Annotated in this window: 14 protein-coding genes, 2 tRNA genes and 1 pseudogene; 11 read left to right on the forward strand and 6 right to left on the reverse strand. The window is 53.7% G+C overall.

Translation table 11 applies throughout. The features are described from left to right. Positions 1-15 precede the first annotated feature (15 nt). The 5 genes from HUE57_RS08715 (at position 16) to HUE57_RS08735 (ending at position 3849) form a co-directional block, all read left to right on the forward strand. The gene (locus tag HUE57_RS08715) at positions 16-288 is read left to right on the forward strand and encodes an HU family DNA-binding protein (protein ID WP_078484935.1); all 273 of its coding nucleotides are present in this window, start codon (positions 16-18) and stop codon (positions 286-288) included. A gap of 12 nt (positions 289-300) precedes the next feature. Then, positions 301-376 (forward strand) — tRNA-Val (locus tag HUE57_RS08720). A gap of 9 nt (positions 377-385) precedes the next feature. Then, positions 386-462, forward strand: a tRNA-Asp gene (locus HUE57_RS08725). Between the two features lie 159 nt (positions 463-621). Further along, the gene (locus HUE57_RS08730) at positions 622-2520 is read left to right on the forward strand and encodes a SurA N-terminal domain-containing protein (protein ID WP_172840382.1); all 1899 of its coding nucleotides are present in this window, start codon (positions 622-624) and stop codon (positions 2518-2520) included. Positions 2521-2562: 42 nt separating this feature from the next. Then, positions 2563-3849, forward strand: coding sequence for a dicarboxylate/amino acid:cation symporter (locus HUE57_RS08735; RefSeq protein ID WP_172840381.1), 1287 nt, complete (start codon positions 2563-2565; stop codon positions 3847-3849). A gap of 68 nt (positions 3850-3917) precedes the next feature. Here HUE57_RS08735 and HUE57_RS08740 read toward each other — a convergent pair whose 3' ends face one another. Beyond that, positions 3918-4709 (reverse strand): enoyl-ACP reductase FabI, encoded by a 792-nt coding sequence (locus tag HUE57_RS08740; protein WP_174673029.1) that lies wholly within the window; start codon positions 4707-4709, stop codon positions 3918-3920. A gap of 277 nt (positions 4710-4986) precedes the next feature. Between HUE57_RS08740 and HUE57_RS08745 the strand changes: the two genes are divergently transcribed. Genes HUE57_RS08745 through HUE57_RS08760 form a run of 4 tightly spaced genes read left to right on the forward strand, consistent with a single transcriptional unit; the run spans position 4987 to position 10967 of the window. Then, positions 4987-6834 carry an extracellular solute-binding protein gene (locus HUE57_RS08745; protein WP_236860707.1) on the forward strand — a complete coding sequence of 616 codons (1848 nt, stop codon included), beginning with the start codon at positions 4987-4989 and terminating at the stop codon, positions 6832-6834. Next, complete coding sequence (locus tag HUE57_RS08750) at positions 6834-7886, forward strand: microcin C ABC transporter permease YejB (RefSeq protein WP_078484775.1); 1053 nt, start codon at positions 6834-6836, stop codon at positions 7884-7886. The genes HUE57_RS08745 and HUE57_RS08750 overlap by 1 nt, the downstream gene beginning before the upstream one ends. A gap of 1 nt (position 7887) precedes the next feature. Then, positions 7888-8916, forward strand: a complete 1029-nt coding sequence (locus tag HUE57_RS08755) for an ABC transporter permease (protein WP_078484774.1) — start codon at positions 7888-7890, stop codon at positions 8914-8916. Between the two features lie 32 nt (positions 8917-8948). Beyond that, positions 8949-10967: an ABC transporter ATP-binding protein gene (locus HUE57_RS08760; protein WP_078484780.1), complete on the forward strand. Its 2019-nt coding sequence runs from the start codon at positions 8949-8951 to the stop codon at positions 10965-10967. Here the strand turns inward: HUE57_RS08760 and HUE57_RS08765 are convergent. Further along, a complete protein-coding gene (locus HUE57_RS08765) occupies positions 10964-11362 on the reverse strand; it encodes a hemerythrin domain-containing protein (RefSeq protein WP_078484773.1) in 399 nt (132 codons plus the stop codon). The genes HUE57_RS08760 and HUE57_RS08765 overlap by 4 nt on opposite strands. Positions 11363-11477: 115 nt before the next feature. Between HUE57_RS08765 and HUE57_RS08770 the strand changes: the two genes are divergently transcribed. Further along, positions 11478-11864, forward strand: coding sequence for a cupin domain-containing protein (locus HUE57_RS08770; protein ID WP_078484772.1), 387 nt, complete (start codon positions 11478-11480; stop codon positions 11862-11864). Here the strand turns inward: HUE57_RS08770 and HUE57_RS08775 are convergent. After that, positions 11816-12382 (reverse strand): paraquat-inducible protein A, encoded by a 567-nt coding sequence (locus HUE57_RS08775; protein WP_078484771.1) that lies wholly within the window; start codon positions 12380-12382, stop codon positions 11816-11818. The genes HUE57_RS08770 and HUE57_RS08775 overlap by 49 nt on opposite strands. A gap of 123 nt (positions 12383-12505) precedes the next feature. After that, on the reverse strand, positions 12506-12700 hold the full coding sequence (locus HUE57_RS08780) for a hypothetical protein (protein ID WP_078484770.1): 195 nt from the start codon (positions 12698-12700) through the stop codon (positions 12506-12508). Between the two features lie 405 nt (positions 12701-13105). Here HUE57_RS08780 and HUE57_RS08785 point away from each other — a divergent pair, with 405 nt between their 5' ends. Continuing rightward, positions 13106-14377, forward strand: coding sequence for a DEAD/DEAH box helicase (locus HUE57_RS08785; RefSeq protein ID WP_236725762.1), 1272 nt, complete (start codon positions 13106-13108; stop codon positions 14375-14377). Between the two features lie 76 nt (positions 14378-14453). On the opposite strand, the gene HUE57_RS08790 is transcribed toward HUE57_RS08785, so the two are convergent. After that, complete coding sequence (locus HUE57_RS08790; RefSeq protein ID WP_236725761.1) at positions 14454-15335, reverse strand: hypothetical protein; 882 nt, start codon at positions 15333-15335, stop codon at positions 14454-14456. A gap of 6 nt (positions 15336-15341) precedes the next feature. After that, positions 15342-15563: pseudogene (locus tag HUE57_RS20240) on the reverse strand (carboxylate--amine ligase); the annotation flags it as partial. Between the last annotated feature and the right edge of the window lie 523 nt (positions 15564-16086).

The following is a 16086-nucleotide window of genomic DNA, read 5'->3' on the forward strand; positions in this document are numbered from 1 at the left end:
AGGGGAACATCCATAATGAATAAATCCGAACTCGTTGAAGCTGTTGCTGCGTCTGCAGACCTTCCAAAAGCAACAGCTGCTAAAGCAGTAGATGCAGTACTTGACACCATCACCAATACTCTGAAAAATGGCGACCAGGTTAGCGTAGTAGGTTTCGGCACCTTCGAAGTTCGTGAGCGTGCAGCCCGTACTGGTCGTAATCCACAGACCGGTGCAGCCATCGAAATCAAGGCAAGTAAGGCGCCTGCATTTAAGGCTGGTAAAGCTCTAAAGGATGCCGTAAACTAGCGCGCTCTTTCGGGGTGCTTAGCTCAGCTGGGAGAGCATCGCCCTTACAAGGCGAGGGTCGGGGGTTCGATCCCCTCAGCACCCACCAAGTTAATGCGGAGTGGTAGTTCAGTTGGTTAGAATACCGGCCTGTCACGCCGGGGGTCGCGGGTTCGAGTCCCGTCCACTCCGCCACTAACAAGTCAAAAGGCGTCCAATAGGGCGCCTTTTTTCTTTTCTAATTTCTTACTTCACTTCATACGCCTCTACCGGGATAATGGGCCGTTACGTCAGGGGCTGGCCCCTAACTTGAGCAGAATAAATCTAACTTACCGGTAGCTACTAACCATGTTAATGACCATCAGAGACCGTGCCACAGGCTGGATCGCCTGGGTAATCGTTATCCTTATCTCCGTTCCATTTGCACTGTGGGGTGTTAATGAGTACTTCAGTACTGACCCGCAGGTCTATGTGGCCCAGATCGCCGAAGAGAAAATTTCACAGCGCCAGCTGATGAATGTCTATCAACAGCGTATGGATCGCCTGCGTAGTCAGTTGGGTAGCAACTATCGTCCCGGTATGTTCAATGAAAAGCAGCTCAAGCGTCTGGTGCTTGAGGAGATGATCGAGCAGACGCTACTGTTGCAGGCCATACAGCAACAGGGATTCGCAATCAGCGACAAACATCTGGCACAACAGATTCATGCTACCCAGAGTTTTCTGGATGAAGGGAAGTTTTCACAGGCGCGTTATGAGCGTCTGCTGAGCAGTGCTGGATTCACTGCTGTCAGCTACGAGATGGAGGAGCGTGGTCAGATGGTGATGAGTCAGCTCTCCAACGGTATTGTTGCGAGCGCACTCCCCTCGGTTGAGGAGGTTGAGGCATTGGTGAAGCTGCGTGACCAGCTGCGTAAGGTTGCCTATCTGCAGCTCTCTGCAGCAGCCTTTTCTGATGAGATCTCAATCAGTGACGCGCAGGTTGCCGAGCGCTACGAAGCGTCGAAGAGTCTCTATATGCAGCCTGAAAAGGCTAACCTCAGCTACATAGAGCTGCGTGTGCAGGATCTCGAGTCACTGATCGATGTTGATGAAGAGACCCTTGAGCTCACCTATCAGGAGCAGCAGGTACAGTTCCTCAGTGAAGAGCAGCGTCGTGCCAGTCATATTCTGATTATGGTCAATGATGAGGCTGCTGATGATGCAGCACGCACCAAGATCGAGTCGCTTCAAGCGCGTATCCGTGCAGGCGAGTCGTTCGAGTCGGTTGCCAAGGAGGCGTCAGATGATGTTGCCTCGGCTGCGAGTGGTGGTGATCTGGGGCTGTTTGGCAGGAATGTGATGGATCAGGCATTTGAAGAGGTCGCTTTCTCCCTCACCAAGGGCGAGGTGAGTGAGCCGGTCCGTTCAAGTTTTGGATACCACCTGATCAAGCTGGCCGAAATTCATGCACCGGAGCAGAAGTCTTTTGCTGAGGTTCGCGAACAGCTGCTCGAGACGGTTAAACGTGAGCGTGCCGAGAAGCTCTTCTACGAGCGTGCCGAGGAGCTGGCCAATCTCGCCTATGAAAATCCTGAAAGTCTTGATCCAGCCGCAGAGACGCTGGGCCTTACGGTGAAAAATAGTGGTTGGATGACCCGTGCGGGTGGTGGTTCGCTGCCTGAAGATCCCAAGGTTACCGATGCGGCCTTCAGTAAAGAGGTGCTCAATGAGCGCATCAATAGCGGTGTGTTAGAGGTTACTGCAGATCATATGGTGGTGCTGCGCCTCTATGAGCATAAGGAGCCCGAGCAGAAGCCTCTCGATGAAGTGCGTGGCGAGATTAAGAGCACCTTGCTAGCGGAAGCAACCAAGGCGCGTGCCGAAGAGAGCGCCGCTGAGATGTTGAAACAGGTTGCTGCAGGTGAGGCATTACAGAATATTGCCGGGCAGAAGGGCGCCAGCTTGAATGAATCGCTCTGGATCAAACGTGATGACAAGGCGCTACCGCAGAGCGTGGTTAAGGGCGCCTTTGTCCTGCCGCATCCTGACGAGGGTAGCTCCACACAGAGTGTCGTCTCGCTGCCGAAGGGTGATTCAGCCTTGGTAGTGGTAAGTGGTGTCAAACCCGGCAAGCTTGCTGGTATTGATACTGCAGCCCGTCAGGCGCTGCAGAGTCAGCAATTGAAGCGTCGTGGTGATCAGAGTCTGACAGCGATGGTTGAGCTAATGCGCAAGGCGACTGAGATTCGTATTTTTGAAGAGAATCTGGAGTAGCGCTTAGCCAGACACGGTTTTTAGTTCCACAGGGAGAGAAAAATGAAAATAAAGCTCCACTGGCAGATACTGATCGCACTGATCCTTGCCGTAATTGCCGGTCTTGTGACCGGCACCGATGGTACGCTGTTCGGTATCCACTTCTATTCGGTCTATGCATTTCTCGGTACCGCATTTCTCAATGCACTGAAAATGCTGATCGTGCCGTTGATCATCTCCTCAATCATTACTGGTATCGCCGGTATTGGCGGTGGCGGTAATCTCGGTCGACTCGGCCTCAAAACGCTCACCTACTATATGGTGACCAGTCTGGCTGCGATCATGATCGGTCTGATGATGGTCAACATGATCGAGCCGGGTATCGTCGATGGTACCCCTGCGGGTGAGATAATGAGTCTCGATCAGGGGGCTGCTTCCGGTGTAGCCGAGAAGGTCTCGGGCAAGAGCGGAAGTGATGTGATTGAGATCTTCCTGCGCATGATCCCGCCTAATATTGTCTCTGCTGCTGCCAATGGTCAGATGCTGGGTCTGATTTTCTTCAGCCTGCTGTTCGGTTATTTCATGACTCGCATCGAAGAGCCCTATGCAGAGGCGCAGTACAACTTCTGGCAAGGATTGTTCGAGGTGATGATGCGCATCACCGAATGGGTGATGAAATTCGCACCGATCGGTGTCTTCGCGCTGGTCGCCAAGGTGGTGGCAACCAGCGGTCTCGACGCCTTCCGTCCGCTGGCGGTCTTTTTCTTTACCGTGCTGGCGGCGCTGGCGTTCCACTTCCTGATCACCATGCCACTGCTGCTCAAGTTTGTTGCCGGGGTGAATCCGATGCGTCACTACCGCGCCATGGCGCCGGCGCTACTGACCGCCTTCTCCACCAGCTCCTCCTCGGCGACGCTGCCGCTGACCATGGATTGTGTGGAGAAGAATGCCGGTGTCTCCAACCGCACCACCAGCTTTGTACTGCCACTCGGTGCTACGGTTAACATGGATGGTACTGCGCTCTACGAGTGTGTGGCGGCGATGTTCATCGCACAGGCCTATGGCATCACGCTCGACTTTGCGACCCAGTTCACTATTGTCACCATTGCACTGCTTACTTCTATTGGTGTCGCGGGCATACCTGCAGCATCACTGGTGGCAATCACCATCATCCTTGCTGCGATCGGCCTGCCGGCAGAGGCGATCGGTCTGATCCTGGCGGTCGATCGAGTACTCGATATGTGTCGTACTAGTGTCAACGTCTTCAGCGACTCTTGCGGTGCGGTATTGATCGGTCGTATGGAGGGAGAGAAGAATATCCTGCTTGAGGAGGGAGAGAAGCAGACATAGCTGATCTACTTGAATGCCATGCAATAAAAAAGGCGGCCCAACTGGGCCGCCTTTTTAATGTGCAGTGATTACTCTACATCGGTAATCGCCATGCCAATGGTGTTGTAACCGCCATCGACGTAGGTGATCTCACCGGTGATGCCGGAGGCGAGATCGGAGCAGAGGAAGGCGGCTGTATTACCGACCTCCTGGATGGTGACGTTACGACGCATCGGGGTAACGGCCGCAGAGGCGTCAAGCATCTTACGGAAATTACTGATGCCGGAGGCGGCCAGGGTGCGGATCGGGCCGGCCGAGACGGCGTTTACACGCACACCCTGCGGCCCCATGGTCGAGGCCATGTAACGCACGTTGGCCTCAAGGCTCGCCTTGGCCAGTCCCATCAGGTTGTAGTTGGTGATTACCTTTTCGGCGCCGAGATAGCTCAGGGTCAGCAGTGCTGCATTCTCTCGCAACATCGGACGTCCCGCCTTGGCCAGTGCAGTGAAACTGTAGGAGCTGATCTCGTGCGCCTGGTTGAAGGTTTCACGGGTCACGCCCTCGACAAAGTCACCCTCCAGCCCCGCCTTATCGGCAAAGGCGATTGAGTGGACGATGATATCGAGTCCGTCGGGCCAGTGGGTCTTCAGTTCGGCGAAGAGCTTTTCGATCTCTTCATCGCTGGAGACATCGCAGGGGAGTACGATGTTTGAGTCAGCCTGGGCGGCGAATTTCTCGACGCGTGCCTTGAGCTTCTCGTTCTGATAGGTGAAGGCGATCTCTGCCCCCTCGCGGTGCATCGCCTCGGCGATACCCCAGGCGATTGAACGGTTGCTGGCCACGCCAGTGATGAGTGCTCGTTTACCCTGCATGAAACCCATAATTTCTCCCGGAATATTCTCAATATCTTGGTTAGCTAAACAGGTGCCGATACCGCTACAATGGGCTGAGGAACCTCTGATTAATTCGTGTTTCAGTTGCTATGAGCGAAAAATGGTCCACTACTGCGTTGCAGATCTTGAGAATAGCCAGCTATTCACTGCAATCTGCGCCTTGTATTGAACAATTTTTCATCTCATATCATCCTGTCCAGAATTAATCAGAGGTTACCTAACTGTTAAGCGTGTAATCATACAACCGAAGTGGGTTCCCGACTAGGTGAACCCCTGGAATAACAATAACTGCAACATGATCTCCTGGCGCCACCTGAACTATCTGCTGATGCTGCTCTCTCTGCTATCGATCCCATTCGGATTGCAGGCGGCACCCGCACAGGCGCTCGGCTATGAGCCGAAGTATCCACCCGGCTTCGATCACTTCGATTACGTCAACCCCGATGCACCCAAAACGGGCAAGCTGGTTCTCTCGGTGACGGGTAGTTTTGACTCCTTCAACCCCTACGTGCTCAAGGGGCTCTCGGCCGATGGGCTCACGCCGTTGATGATCGAGACGCTGATGGCCTCAAGCCTTGATGAGCCCTTCAGTCAGTATGGTCTGTTGGCAGAGGATGCAGCCCTGGCGGAGGATAAACGTTCAGTCACCTTCCGCCTGCGTCCCGAGGCGCGTTTTAACGACGGCTCGGTTGTCACCGCAGAGGATGTGAAGTTCTCTTTCGATTCATTGAAGGGAGAGAAGGGGCATCCGCAGTATCGCTTCTACTATGCCGACATCGAACGAGCGGTCGTGGTCGATTCACGCACGGTCCGTTTTGAGTTCACCAAGGTCAATCCCGAGCTGCATATGATCGCCGGACAGATCCCGATCTTCTCCCGCAACTGGGTGGGTGATAAGGCGTTTGATAAGGTGGCGATGGAACCACCGATCGCCAGCGGCCCCTACACGGTCGAGTCTTTCGACATTGGCAAGAACATCACCTACAGGCGTAATCCCAATTACTGGGGGCGCGATCTTAACGTGCGCCGGGGCATGTTTAACTTCGAGCGCATCACCTACAAATATTATCGCGATGCAACAGTGGCGCTGGAGGCTTTCAAGGCCGGTGAGTTCGAATTTATCCATGAGTACAACTCGAAGAAGTGGGCGCGAGACTACATTGGACCAAAGTTCCGCGATGGACGCATCGTAAAGCAGAACCTGAAACACAGTAATAACGCCGGTATGCAGGGTTTTGTCTTTAATCTGCGTCGTCCGTTGTTCAAGGATCTTCGTGTGCGTCAGGCGATCTCACAGGCGCTCGACTTCGACTGGTCGAACCGCAAGCTCTTCTATAATCAGTATGAGCGATGCGACAGCTATTTCAGTAATAGTGAGCTGGCCGCACGGGGCTTACCAGAAGGAGACGAGTTGGCCCTGCTTGAGCCGCTTCGTGACGAGCTGCGCCCCGAGGTATTCACAGAAACGTGGCAGCCTCCCACCACAAAAGCACCCGCAAGTCTGCGCAGCAATCTGCGTAAGGCCAAGGCGCTGCTGCAGGAGGCGGGTTGGGTCTATCGTGACGGTGCACTGCGCAACGCTAAGGGTGAAAAGTTTAGCTTTGAGGTGATCCTGGCGCAGAAGGGTTTTGAGCGCATACTCGCCCCCTTTGCACGTAATCTCACTAAGCTGGGTATCGAGGTGGAGTACCGCACTGTCGATATCGCCCTCTACCAACGTCGTATCGAGTCGTTCGACTTCGATATGGTGGTGGGTGGCTTTGGTCAGTCGCAATCACCCGGCAATGAATTGATGGGCATGTTCCACTCCTCCTCGGCGCAGCAGAAGGGGTCACGTAACACCTTTGGCATTGAAGCCCCGGCGGTCGATGCACTGGTCGATGCACTGATCTATGCCAAGGATCGCAGCGGGCTGGTCACCGCCGCACGTGCCCTCGATCGTGTGTTACTCAATGGCTACTACCTGGTGCCACACTGGTATATCGGCAGCCACCGTATCGCCTACTGGGATCGTTTTGGCATGCCGGAGAGTCTTCCGCTCTACTACAACGCCGATAGCTGGATGTTGGCCACCTGGTGGAAGCGTGCTGAAAAAACGGGAGCGACTAACTAGTGCTCGCCTATATCCTCAAACGTCTGCTACTGATGATCCCGACCCTGTTCGGAGTGATGCTGATCACCTTTGTCGTTATTCAGTTTGTACCGGGCGGTCCGGTTGAACAGCTGGTGGCGCAGATGAAGGGGCAGGGCGGTCATGGTGAGGCGAGTGCAGGTATCGAGGGGCTCTACCGTGGCGCCAAGGGGCTCGATGAGGAGCGCCTCAATGAGCTGAAGGCCTACTACGGTTTTGATAAACCGGCATGGCAGCGCTTTGGTGAGATGATCGGAAACTACCTGAGCTTCAATCTGGGCGAGAGCTACTATCACCACAAGACGGTGATGGAGCTGGTGGTCGACAAGCTACCGGTCTCGATCAGCCTTGGTCTCTGGACCTTCTTTATCACTTACCTCACCTGTATCCCACTCGGTGTCGCGAAGGCGGTGCGCGAGGGTACGCCGTTTGATGTCATCACCAGCACGGTAATCCTGATCGGTTATGCGATACCGGGTTTTGTGCTCGGTATTACCCTGCTGGTGCTCTTCGGTGGAGGTAGCTTCTACGATGTTTTCCCGCTACGCGGACTGGTCTCCGATAACTGGTCTGAACTACCGTTAATCGACCAGATCCTCGACTACCTCTGGCATATGGTGCTGCCGGTGACCGCCTCGGTAGTCGGTAGCTTTGCCGTCATGACCATGCTGACCAAAAACAGCTTCCTTGAGGAGATCCGCAAGCAGTATGTGCTGACCGCACGCGCCAAGGGGCTGACCGAAAATAGCGTGCTCTACCGCCACATCTTCCGCAACGCGATGATCCCGCTGGTGACCGGTTTTCCCGCTGCCTTTATCGGTGCCTTTTTTACCGGCTCACTGCTGATTGAGACGATCTTCTCGCTTGATGGTCTGGGGCTGCTCTCCTATGAGTCGGTGTTGAAACGTGACTATCCAGTCGTGCTCGGCACACTCTATCTCTTCACTCTGATGGGATTGATCGCCAAGCTGATAACCGATATCTGTTACGTCGTGATCGATCCGCGCATCCAGTTTGAGTCGGTTGAGCGCTGAGATGGCTGCGAATCCAAACCGCATGAGCAGTCGCGCCTGGCAACGTTTCAAGGCGAATCGACGTGGCTACTACAGTCTCTGGCTCTTCTCTATCTTGTTCCTGCTGAGCCTTATTGCTGAGGTGCTGTCGAACGACAAACCCCTGATCGTTCACTATCAGGATGAGTATTTCTTCCCGTTGATTGAGACCTATCCCGAAACACGTTTTGGCGGTGACTTTGCATCTGAGACAGACTACCTGGATCCCTTTATCCGAGATCAATTGAAAGAAGGTGGAAACTGGGCAATCTATCCGCCCAACCCCTACAGCTACAACACCATCAACTACTTCTCCGAGCTACCCAACCCGGCGCCACCCAGTGATGAGAATCTGCTCGGTACCGATGACCGGGGTAGGGATGTTGTTGCACGATTGATCTACGGCTTCCGTCTCTCGGTACTGTTCGCCTTTGCCCTGACGGTGGTTGGTACCCTGGTGGGTATGCTCGCTGGGGCACTGCAAGGTTACTTTGGTGGCCGCACTGATCTATTTGCGCAGCGCTTTATCGAAATCTGGAGCTCAATGCCGGAGCTCTATCTGTTGATTATCTTCGCCTCGATTTTCCAACCAAGTGTGGCGCTACTTATTATTCTATTGAGCCTGTTTGGCTGGATGGGACTGGCCGACTATGTGCGTGCCGAGTTCTTTCGTGGTCGTAACATGGACTACGTGGAGGCGGCGCGCAGTCTCGGTGTCTCCAACCGCACCATCATGCGTCGCCACCTGATGCCCAATGCGATGACACCCGTCATCACCTTTCTACCGTTCCGTATCAGCGGTTCGATTTTGGCGCTAACCAGTCTCGACTTTCTCGGTCTCGGTGTGCCGCCCTCGACCCCGTCACTGGGTGAACTGCTGGCGCAGGGTAAGGAGAACATCGATGCCTGGTGGCTCTCGATGACCACCTTCGGTGTATTAGTCGGGACTCTGGTACTACTGATCTTCATCGGTGAGGCGTTACGAGAAGCGCTCGATACGCGGCGGGGCTAATGATTTGAAACAGCTGATGGATGAATGTGTCGATGAGTGAGAGAGGTGAACCACTACTGCGTGTTGACGGGCTGCAGAGTTGTCTCGAGACAGGGCGTGGCACGCTGCGCGTAGTCGATGACGTCAGCTTTGAGATCGCGCGAGGCGAGACCTACGCACTGCTAGGTGAGTCGGGCTGTGGAAAGTCGATGACTGCACTCTCACTGCTGCGGCTGCTGCCCGAACCGGCAGGGCGAATTGTTGCTGGGCGGGTTGAGCTCGAGGGTGAGGAGTTACTCGGACACTCCGATGCAGCGATGCGTAAGGTGCGAGGTAATCGCATCGCAATGATCTTCCAGGAACCGATGACCTCGCTCAATCCAGTGATGGCTGTGGGTGAGCAGGTGGCTGAGGTATTGCGGCTACACAAGGGGTTAAATAGTGCGCAGGCAGCAGATCAGGTTGTTGAGCTACTCGATGCAGTCGGCATTCCCGATCCAGCACGGCGATATAAGGAGTTTCCTCACCAGCTATCTGGCGGTATGAAACAACGAGTGATGATCGCGATGGCGCTGGCGGGTGAGCCCGATCTGCTTATTGCCGATGAACCGACCACGGCACTCGATGTGACTATCCAGGCGCAGGTTCTGGAGTTGCTGCGCAAACTACAGCGTGAGCGTGGCATGTCGATACTACTCATTACCCACGATCTGGGTGTGGTGGCGGAGAATGCCGACCGGGTAGGTGTCATGTATGCCGGGCAGCTGGTCGAAGAGGCGGGGCGCGACGAGTTCTTCGCCCATCCGCAGCACCCCTATAGCCGCAAACTCTTTGAATCGCTGCCAAGCAAAGGTAAGCGGAACCAGCCTCTAGCCGTTATCGATGGCATGGTGCCGAGTCTTGATCGTCAGTTTAACCACTGTCGCTTTGCCGATCGCTGTCCCTCGGTAATGGATGTATGCCGAGGGCGTGTGCCTGAGTGGCGGGAGCAGGCGGCGGGCCACTCTGCGCGCTGTTTCCTCGCTGAGATGGGGAGTGAGGGGGCGTCGGTTGAGGTTGAGCTTCCACTCTCCAAGACGGATGAGAGTGTATCGGACGGCTCTCCACTGCTCGCAACAACCGATCTCAAGGTCCACTTCCCGATCCAGCGCGGTCTCTTCAAGCGCACCGTCGGTCACGTCTACGCCGTCGACGGTATCTCACTACAGATTCCCAAGGGGCAGACCCTGGCGTTGGTGGGGGAGTCGGGGTGTGGCAAGACCACCGTCGGTAAGGGTGTCTTGCAGCTGATCCGTCCCACTGCCGGTAGTGTGCAGTTCGACCAGCTGGAGCTGACCGAGCTGAGTAGCCGTGAGCTGCGTCAGCACCGGCGCAACTTCCAGATCGTCTTTCAGGATCCCTTCTCATCAATGAACCCGCGCATGCAGATCGGTGATGTGGTTGCCGAGGGGTTGATTGCCCAGGGATTAGTTACGAGTCGCACAGAGCGTGAACAGCGTGTGGCGGAATTGCTGAGCCAGGTGGGGCTTTCGCCGGAGATGGCTGATCGCTATCCACACGAGTTCTCAGGTGGTCAGCGTCAGCGCATCTGTATTGCTCGTGCCCTGGCGGTCAATCCGAAACTGATTGTCTGTGATGAGCCAACCAGCGCACTTGATGTCTCGGTGCAGGCACAGATCCTGAATCTTCTCAAAGAGCTGCAGCAGCAGTTCGGTATCTCGTTACTCTTTATTACCCACAACCTGGCGGTTGTTGGCTATCTGGCGCACGAGGTGGCGGTTATGTATCTGGGTAGGATCGTTGAGCAGGGGCGCGTTGATGAGGTGTTGGAGTCGCCGCAGCATCCCTATACACAGGCTCTACTGTCGGCAGTACCAGAGGTGGATGATGAGTTGCGCAGAGAGATCGTGCGTCTGGAGGGCGAGCTGCCCTCACCAGCTAATCCACCACAAGGGTGTCATTTTCATCCGCGATGCCCAAGGACGATGACGCAATGTAATGACTGCTATCCAACCGAGGTTCGCCTTGAGGGCGAACACCGGGTGGCGTGTCATCTGTTTGGTGAGGCTTAGGAGACTTTGTCGTACTCTGAGTAGAGCATCTTCTCTTCGGTGCTGATACGACGCTTTAGACGCGAGAAGAGTGCACCGATATCCTCTGCAAAGGCGCTGTCGGAAGTGGTGGTTGAGTAGCGGTCGAAGAAGGCGATCGCATCGGCGGTGATCTGCTCCATATCCTTGGCGAAGATCTTCAGATTGTTCTTCAGGCGGTTATCACTCTCAGCGGCCTTATTGAGTACCGGGTAGAGCTTTGCGTCCTCTTTCTGAAGATGACCAATTAGTGCGTTCTTGATGCTCATCAGGGTCTCAACCGCATCCTCAGATACGATACCCTTCCTCTTAACCTCTTCGAGTTTCTCAAGGACCCAGGCGTGGTCAGCTTTCAGTTCATCGGTCAGTGCAGACATTAACAATTCCTTATATTCACCATGATGTTAGTGTGGTTTTTATACTGGATTGGCAGCGATACGGCAAGATGAACCTTCTGCATAATTTGGTGACTATTAACGAGGCAATGATGCAATGGATAAAACGGTCAAATACAGTGCGGCTGAGACCTATCAGACCAAGGATGGGTCACTGATTCGAGAGCTGATGCATCCAGACCAGCACGGCAATCGCAACCAGAGTCTGGCCGAGGCCGAGGTCGGCCCGGGGGTGACAACGCTACTCCACTGCCATCATCAGAGCGAGGAGCTCTATCACATCACGGCGGGGCAGGGTTTGATGACGCTGGCTAATGATCAGTTTGATGTGGTTACGGGCGATACTGTCCATATCGCTCCGGGTGTGGCGCACTGCATCAGAAGCATCGGAACGAACCCCCTGAAGATACTCTGTTGCTCATCGCCGCCTTACAGTCATGAAGATACAGAACTGCTAGAGTCGCCGTCGTCTTCCCTCTCATGAGCGGGCGTATCCTGGGTCAGCTTGTTGCTCAAATGGACGACCCAACCTGTTGCGATCATCGTCAAGACGACTGAAAGGGTAAAGGCGTAGAGTCCATAGCGCATATCGACGTTGGCAATTGCGCCGAGCTTGACCGAAACTACCAGTAGCGCGACGACAAAGACATCTAGCATCGACCACTTGCCGTATAGATGCATCCATTGCAGATAGCGCTGAAGCCGCGCGCCATCACCCTCTTTCATTACTACCAATAGCATCAATACTCCAAGCTTCAGAAAAGGCATGATCACGCTGAAGAGGGTGATGATGCAGAAGAGAAATATCTGTCCCTCGCGCCAGAGTTGTTGCACCCCTGAGAGGACTGAGAAGGTGTTCTCAAACAGGTAGAACTTCTCCAGAGTGACGATGGGTGCAAGGAGGCCAAAAATCAGGGCGACAAGGGCAATGCCAATCAGTGTTTGTAGCAGAGTTGCATGGCGCGGAAAGTGGTGGGTGATAGATAGGGGTGGAGTGTTCATCGGGCCTATGTTACCGCAGAAGCCGTTGGGCTGAAGCTCGGATCGAGAGTGGTGTAGGCCTACTAATGAGCGTGACAGAGAAGAGGCGGAAAACCCGCTTTGTTTGTTATATGTAGTTAGGTGCTAAGCCCTTACATTGATGTTGTGACCGATGCGCGAGGTGGGATCGGGTGCAGCTGAGTTCTGCGCACTCGCGGCAGCCTGCGGTTTAGGCAGCGATGCGATCAGACTGAGTGCGGTGATGCCCTGTGACTGTATGGCGAGCTTTTTGGCCTGCGCTGCTGCGATGTCGTTACCGGGAATACTGATACTGTTCATCAAGCTACTCCAACACTATCTGCTGTACATATAACTATTAGCACACCTACCTTTGAGTGACACATTTACCATTCGATTCTGTGAAGATGCTCACAAAAGGGAGTTGATAGCTTATGAAGTGGAGCTGGGGTAGTCGTGAATAGGCCTGGCGTAGAGTCTCAATTTGTCCTCTCCTGGTATGACTCGCCTCACTCAGCTCTCTCGTAGCAACAGGATTACATTGCAGCGCTCGGTAGATGTGAAACAGCGAGAAGGCTATTGAAGGTTATTGTGCGGGACGGATAGGTAATTGAATAACATAACTATTGTTTCGAGTAGGGCTTGCTGAAGAACGATGCGCAGGCGTATATAAGGCAAAAATCTGCTAGAGTGCGCCCACTCTCCAACCGCTCGAGGGCTCTGCCGTTGTTCTCCAATCTCCCACTCAATGCGCGTCTACTCAAGGCGCTCAAGGCTCTCGACTACCAGAGCGCCACACCGGTACAGCTCAACGCGATACCTCCTGCACTAAAAGCGCAGGATCTGCTGGTAAGTGCCGAGACCGGTAGCGGTAAGACCGCAGCCTTCCTGTTACCAACCCTGCATCAACTGTTAGCCAATCGAGCACGTCGTGCGGGGGTGCGAGCACTGGTATTGGTGCCAACCCGTGAATTGGGCCGACAGGTCTATGTGCAGTGTCAGAAACTGTGCGAATTTACCGACCTGCAGACGCTGCTGATTACCGGTGGGGATGACTACAAAGAGCAGGTTAAGCAGCTGGAAGAGGGGCCTGCTGTGGTAATCGCTACCCCTGGCCGACTCTTCGATCACCTGAAGAAAGGCACCGCCAAGCTCAATGATCTTGAGGTGTTAATACTCGATGAGGCCGATCGCATGCTCGATATGGGCTTTGGCGATACGGTGATGAGTATCGCCAAGCGGAGTAGAAGAGAGCGTCAGACGCTGCTCTTCTCCGCCACTATCGAAAGGGGAGAGGTGGCAGCCATGGCCAGGCTACTGCTCGATGAGCCACAGATCATCACACTCGCCACCTCGCAGGATAAACACACCAACATCGAACAGCAGATGGTGTTGGCCGACGATGTGGCACATAAGGAACGGTTACTGCAGAGGCTGCTCTCTAATGATGAATACGGCAAGGCGCTGGTCTTTACCAACACCCGTGTTCAGGCCGACCGACTCGGCGGATTGCTGCGCAGCAGTGAGATCCGGACTGGCGTGTTACACGGTGATATGGATCAGGAGAAGCGCAACCTGGTAATGGATATGATCCGTCGCGGCAATGTTCAGGTGATGGTTGCCACCGACCTGGCGGCACGCGGTCTCGATGTGAAAGGGATCGATCTGGTTATCAATTTCGAAATGGCGCGTAGCGGTGATGACTATGTACACCGAATCGGCCGTACTGGACGGGCCGGTGAAAAGGGCGTGGCTATATCGTTAATTGACCATAACGAGTGGAATCGAACCGCCGGTATCGAACGCTACCTCAAACAACGTTTTGAGCGCCGTGAGATCGAGGGGTTAGTAGCGACCTATAAGGGCCCGAAAAAACAGAAGGCCTCCGGTAAGGCGGCTGGTAGTAAAAAACAGAAGCTGGCTCGTAAAAAGAGCAAGGTGAAAAAACGTCTGCGCGATAAGAAGAGTGTTGGCAAACGACGTAAACCAAACAAGTGAGTATGACCCAGGAGTTTGCTAGTTCCTCACTGATACTGCCATACGGCGGCTATCCTTGATCCGTCGCTTTGTACGATCACAATGGGGTGGTGGTGATAAGATATGAGCTTAAGAGGGTGTTCAGCATTTTCCTGCGCTCATTATCAATAGGTGAGTTGTTGGATTGCCACTCTGAAATAACTCCGCCTGTCTGTGTGATGTGGCGGATACGATCAACGGGTAGGCCAGTCTGGATGAACTCGTCGGTCTGAATAAGAAGTACGACTGATTCAACTTTACGGTTCATGAGTAGTGCAATCGTACGTGTAAACAGTGATATAGAAGGAAACGGCATCTCCTGCAGAGACGGGGTGATAGTCAGATAATGACTAGTTAGGTAACAAGCAGTGCCGCCATCGACCTGTAGCTGCTGAATCTTTCGGGCCGTTTTTTCCGCCTCGCTGCCTCCTATTACGACCTCTACCGGTATTCGTCCATCACCTTCAATAAAATTCTCAAAATAGTGCGGAAGTCGCGCCCTTGCAGTGGGGTGGCCGCCAAAGTATGGAGCGAAATTGACTTCGTTTATAATCGCTCCGTTTTGATGCCATGGTATAGATATATCGCTAGAGATGATGTCGATGCCAGCATTCGAGAGTTGAAAGAGTTCTGCCGCGCGAAGAGCAATAGCTCTGTTGTCAGGGTGAACTTGATCGCTTGCGTCGGTGATGTCACCACTCCACTCGGATGATTCGATCTTTCTGATTGGAACTGTTGTTCCAGGTTCAGGAATTGTCTCCGGTGAAAAACCATTTTCGGTGATTGAGTCTAATGCCAGCTCATCAAGCGGAATAGCCTTGCTGCGTTTCCAGGGTGGGGTTGCCAGTAGTTTTTTATTTGCGAGTTCAATGAGTTCGGAGACTGTATGTTCTCCATCGCCTATGACCGCTCTCGGACCACGTCGTAGGGCATAGAGCATCTCGTTATTGGCGATAAAGATACGATAACAGACGCCAGGTACCTCTTTCTCGATGAGTATCTTTTTTGAATGCTTGGATGCTGTATTGAATGCGCCAGCAAGTTGTTTAAGGTTATGAATGCCAACAGTGACCCCTTCGCCACGATCTAGATCCGCCGGTTTTACAACCAGTGGCCAGCCTAGCTTTAGCGCTGCCTGTTGTGCCTGTTTAGGTGAATAGGTAAGTATATGTGGGTTGGAGAGGGAAGTCCTGCGCTACGGGTCAGTGTTGAGGTCCATGCTTTGTTTTGTGACACCTTTGAGCCAAAGGCTGAGTCGGATTCGACAGAGCTTCTATCTATTAGCCGTGCCCTACTACCCCAACCCAGCTGATAAAGACCGCTGCCAAGATGGCGAAAGGGAATGTCAAGATCGTAGGCAGCCTTTAGAATATGTGTTGTGGATATCCCGGCAACCACTCTGGCGCGTATAGGCTGAACTGTCTTTTTACTAATGGCACTTTGTATTGCCGATAGGTTGAGTGGTTCCTGTGGCATATATATACACTGCCGCAATACTCTGAGTGCACTTCGGTAAGCCTTAATTAATAATTTCAGCGAAACGTGATCGATTGCAGGTATCGCGATCTGGATATGCCATTTTTGAGTGTTTTCTTCGCTCCTGTCTGTGTTGAGAATAACGCCAAGATCGAAAATTGGGAGTCGTGCATCCTGCAAGATTGATCGAGCAATTATCATTGCTCGTTCTGAAA

Source organism: Candidatus Reidiella endopervernicosa, assembly GCF_013343005.1.
In the GTDB taxonomy this organism is placed as follows: domain Bacteria; phylum Pseudomonadota; class Gammaproteobacteria.